This is a genomic window from Paraglaciecola sp. (genome assembly GCF_051252315.1).
GTDB lineage: Bacteria > Pseudomonadota > Gammaproteobacteria > Enterobacterales > Alteromonadaceae > Paraglaciecola.
Window position 1 is genome coordinate 1 of sequence record NZ_JBPOFP010000186.1, and the last position, 5,308, is coordinate 5,308.

General features: G+C 35.5%; 2 protein-coding genes. One reads left to right on the forward strand and one right to left on the reverse strand.

Annotation, left to right across the window (positions count from 1 at the left end; translation table 11 throughout):
* Window positions 1-4,471 (reverse strand): beta strand repeat-containing protein (locus tag ACSHXM_RS20690; protein ID WP_435692110.1); only part of this gene is annotated, 4,471 nt, incomplete at its 3' end.
* Between the two features lie 385 nt (window positions 4,472-4,856).
* On the opposite strand from ACSHXM_RS20690, the gene ACSHXM_RS20695 reads away from it, so the two are divergent.
* Window positions 4,857-5,075, forward strand: a complete 219-nt coding sequence (locus ACSHXM_RS20695; RefSeq protein ID WP_435692112.1) for a hypothetical protein — start codon at window positions 4,857-4,859, stop codon at window positions 5,073-5,075.
* Window positions 5,076-5,308: the final 233 nt, after the last annotated feature.

The window sequence follows — 5,308 nt, forward strand, 5'->3', positions numbered from 1 at the left end:
ATCCACCGCCTATGTATGTACCTCCATTAAATGAGCCAGCAGGTATACCACAAGCATCACCTTTTGTATCTGTAGGTGTAAACCCTAAAGATTCCACATAATCTAAAATTCCATCGTTATCATCATCAATATCTAAATCATTATCTACGTTATCCCCATCTGTATCTATAGGGTCTATATGTGTTGTTCCATCTCTAAAATCTACTTCACTTGTAAAAGGATCTTGATCATTAGGAAAGTTTGTAACCTGTTGGTTGCTATTTGTAGGTCCGTTAGGATCAGCAATTCCATTAGTTTCAGTTGTACTATTATCAAAACCATCATCTAAACCATCGTTATCAACATCGTTGTTCGTTGGTAAGGTGTCAGCAGTATTATCTCCGTCTACATCATAGGCTTCTACATAATCTGTTAAACCATCATTATCTGAATCTAAATCTCTAAAATCTGGAGAGTCTGCACCATCTGAGTTAGCAGGCTGGTTTATAGATATGCCAGACCCGGAAGATGTTTCATAATTGTCAGCAAGACCATTACCATCACCATCCGCACTTGGAGGTATATAATTAGATGTTGATTGCCATTCAATATTATCAATAATACCATCATCATCACTATCCAAATCTAAATAATCTGGATTAGTACCACCATCTGTATTTTCCGGAATATTTGTAAAACTACCACCGTTATCGGCATCAAAAGCATCATCTACACCATCATTATCTGTATCGTTACCAGATAACTGTACCAAACCGGCATCTGTTTGCGATTCTACTAAATCTCTAATACCATCATTATCAGAATCAATATCTAAATAGTTAGGACTTCCAGAACCATCACTATCTGCAGGAATATTTATAACTCCGTTGCCATCTATACCTCCGTTTTCAGCGCTATTAGGAATACCATTTGTTCCGGGAGCACTTTCTGCAGTGTCTATAGATCCATTTCCGTCTAGGTCTAAACTTCCGTTTCCAGTTTCAACAACGTCTGGTATACCATCATTATCACTATCTAGGTCTAAGTAATTAGGAATACCATCGTTATCAAAATCTGTTGTTCCTTCAACAACATCGGTAATACCATCATTATCATCATCCTCATCTATATTATTAGCTACACCATCTCCATCATTATCTAAATTGTATATTTTAGTTGTAGAGGCAGAACTTGAGTTTCCTGCAGCGTCAGTTGTAGTAACACTACCCTCAATGGTCAAATCTACATCCTCTTGTAATTCAGAACCAGGTACATCAATACTAAAAACACCTCCAGAATCTACAGTACCACTGTAGTTTGTTCCGTTTATGGTTAAAGTAACCGTGTCTCCGGTATTAAAGTCGCCACTTACTGTACCTGTTATAGGTATATTATTTGCAGCTTCGGAAGCAGTGACAAGGTTATTTGTAGTAACATTGTCTATAATTATTGTTACTACAGGAATTGTATTGTCTAATGCTATTGGATCATTATCTGTAGCAGGGTTTAAAGCTACATCAGTAACATCTGCAGTAACGGTTATTGGTCCGTTGGTTAAAGCAGAAATATCTGCATCTGTAGCTGTCCAAGAATTAGCGCTAACAGTAGCAGTTGTTGTCACAGTATTTGTACCATCAGAAAAAGTTACGGTTACTATTTGATTATTTTCTACACCCGTAGTTGTACCAGAAATAGTAACATCATTATCTTCTGATGCATTTACAATATTATCACCTTCTATAGGTGTTGTAATGTCTATTGTAGGTAATGAATTATCAAGTGTAACAGGTTCTTTATCTGTAGCCGGATTTAATGCTACATCGGTAACATCTGCAGTTACGGTAATTGGTCCGTTATTTAATCCAGATACATCGGCATCTGCTGCTGTCCACACACCACCAGTTACTGTAGCCGTTGTAGTTACAATGTTTGATCCATCAGAAAAAGTTACGGTTACTATTTGATTGTCTTCAACCCCGGTAGTTGTTCCTGACACACTAACATCATTGTCTTCTGATCCACTAACCACATTGTCCCCTTCAATAGGAGTATCAATATCTATAGTAGGTAAAGAATTATCTAAGATGACAGGTTCATTATCTGTTGCTGGGTTTAGCGCTACATCAGTAACATCTGCAATAACAGAAATTGGTCCGTTAGTTAAAGTAGAAATATCTGCATCTGTAGCAGTCCAATTGTTACCAATGACAGTAGCTGTAGTAGTTACTGTATTTGTACCATCACTAAATGTAATAGTTACAGTTTGGTTGTCTTCTACACCCGTAGTTGTACCAGAAATAGTGACATCATTATCTTCAGACGCATTTACCACATTATCCCCTTCAATAGGCGTAGTAATATCTATAGTTGGCACAGAGTTTTCAAGTGTGACAGGATCATTATCTGTTGCTGGGTTTAGGGCTACATCGGTAACATCAGCAGTAACAGTAATTGTACCATTAGTTAAACCAGAAATATCTGCATCTGTAGCTGTCCAAGAGTTACCCGTAACAGTAGCCGTTGTTGTCACAGTATTTATACCATCAGAAAAAGTTACTGTAACAATTTGACCGTCTTCTACATCAGTAGTAGTACCGGAGATAGTGACATCACCATCTTCAGCTGCATTCACAATATCATCTCCTTCAATAGGAGTTGTAATGTCTATTGTAGGTAATGAGTTATCTAGTGTAATAGGATCATTATCTGTTGCTGGGTTTAGCGCTACATCGGTAACATCTGCAGTAACAGTAATTGTACCGTTAGTTAAACCAGAAATATCTGCATCTGTAGCAGTCCAAGAATTACCCGTAACAGTAGCCGTTGTTGTTACAGTATTTGTTCCATCGCTAAAAGTTACAGTTACCGTTTGACCATCTTCTACGCCAGTAGTTGTACCAGAAATAGATACATCATTATCTTCAGATGCATTTACTACATCATCACCCTCAATAGGAGTTGTAATGTTTATTGTTGGCAATGTATTATCTAAAGTTACAGGGTCGTTATCTGTAGCAGGATTTCCGGCTATGTCTTCAACATCTGCGGTAACAGTAATTGTACCGTTAGTTAATCCAGAAATATCTGCATCTGTAGCGGTCCAATTATCACCAGTTACTGTAGCCGTTGTGGTTACAGTATTTGTGCCATCAGAAAAAGTTACTGTAACAATTTGGTTGTCTTCAATACCAGTAGTGGTACCAGAAATAGACACATCATTATCTTCGGATGCATTAACAACATCGTCCCCTTCAATAGGAGTAGTAATATCTATTGTAGGAGGTGTTTTATTTCCTTTTAATGTTATAATTAAGTTAGCTATGTCAGAATTAGAACCATCAGATAATCTATATTCAAAAGTTTCAGTAAGAGTTTGTCCTATTAGTAAACCAGATACAGTAGGGTTGCTAACATCTGGTGTATATGTATAACTACCGTCACTATTTACTGTAATAGTACCATATGTGCCAGTATAAACTGTATTTACGTTCCCTGCGCTGGCATCAATTTCAATAATCTGTATCATTGGATTATCTCCTTGCCAATAGATGTCAGATATACCAGCAATTTGAGGCATTGGATCTGCATCTGTTACATCTGGTCCATAATTATAACCTAATCTTAATTGATTTATAGGTTCGTTAAAAAATACATTTACATTACCGGTTGCATCACTTTCAATTGCACTACCTGTGCCATAAAAAGTATTACCAGAAGTATTTACTACACCACCAGTTGTTACAAAAGTAAAGTTCGATGCAGTTCCATCTAATGAACCATTTATAGTTATTTGATCTTGCCAAGTAGTACTTTGAGAATAATCAATATCGGTAACAAGAAAACCTAAATTAAATACTGGTTCATTAAAAGTTATAATTAACTCTGTGTCTCCAGAGGGGTTTGTTGCTGCATCTATTTGGTAAAGCAAGTAACCTGTGTGTCCACCATTAGTACTAGTAGTTAAAACTATCTGGTTGTTAACCGTACCTACAGATGAAGGATCTGTAGATATAAAACTAAGTTGTACTCCTCCAATAGTTTTTGATTTTCCATTAACAGTTTCACCATTGGTAAATTGATTTTCCCAGACTAAAGTAGATAAACCTCTATCTACATAATCAGCTCCATCAACACCTATATCGGTTATTATATTACCAGAGACGTCACTCTCTACTACAACAGTTATTTCATCGGTATTATCTAATGCAATAGGTGCTTCATCAACACCATTAATAGTCACTGTAAGTATACCATAATCAATATAACCATTTGGATCTCTAATAGTGTAAGAAACAATGTCCTGAAGTGCTTCTCCACTTTTTAAACCTGTTACCGATGAGTTAGCTTCATCCACATCATATACATAACTACCGTTTGCTTGTATAGTGACACTACCGTACAATGTGTTATAAACACTACCAACACTGGCAGGATAAACATCAACTTCAGATACAAAAATATTATTTCCATAATCAGGAGTTCCATCGGTCAATACGTTTCCTGTAACAGTTCCTGTAGAGCTAGCACTAATATTATTAATATTATCATATGCTACTGGTTGTGTATATACATTAAAGAAAGTCTGAGAAATACTAGATTGAGCAAAACTATCAGTAACCTGAACATCTATTGTTCTTAAACCATCTGTTTGAGGTTCAGATAAATTACCGTAATAAGTACCAGCTATAAAAGCTTGAAAAGATGCGTTTGGTATTGGGTTTCCAGAGAATTCAGTAATTAAGAATGTTGTGCCAGATGTTTGTGTTACTAAAATATTGGTACCTCCAAAGTTAAATACCCTAGAAGGATAAGGGGCAGTACCACCTAAGTAAAATAATATAAATCCACTACCGTCATTAAAAGAAATTAATTCTCCAGTGGGTGTATCGGCAACTCCAGAAACAGATATAGTTGCACTTTGTACAAAACCATTATCAGAAGTCACAGAAGGGCTTATACCTATTGAATATATATTGGATGTTGATGGATCTAGAGTATATGTGTTATTATTGCCGGCCGTAAAAGCATTTAAATCTAATATGGGATTTGCAAAAATTACATTTTCACTTGCATTATCAAGTTTACTCTTATTATAGGATAGTAAATTTATAGGAATACATAGGTAGAGGACGGTTAAAAAAAGTAAACGAGATAAATTTGGTCTTTTTTTAGTTGATGGGAATTTTCTGATCATGTGTTGATTATTTTTTAACTGGGGAAATCTTTAAATAATTGTTAATGATATGTATGTATTTATATTTTGACTTATGTCTACATTTTATATTTTTTTTTGTTAATTGATATTTCTTAATTACGTTATAGTAAAATT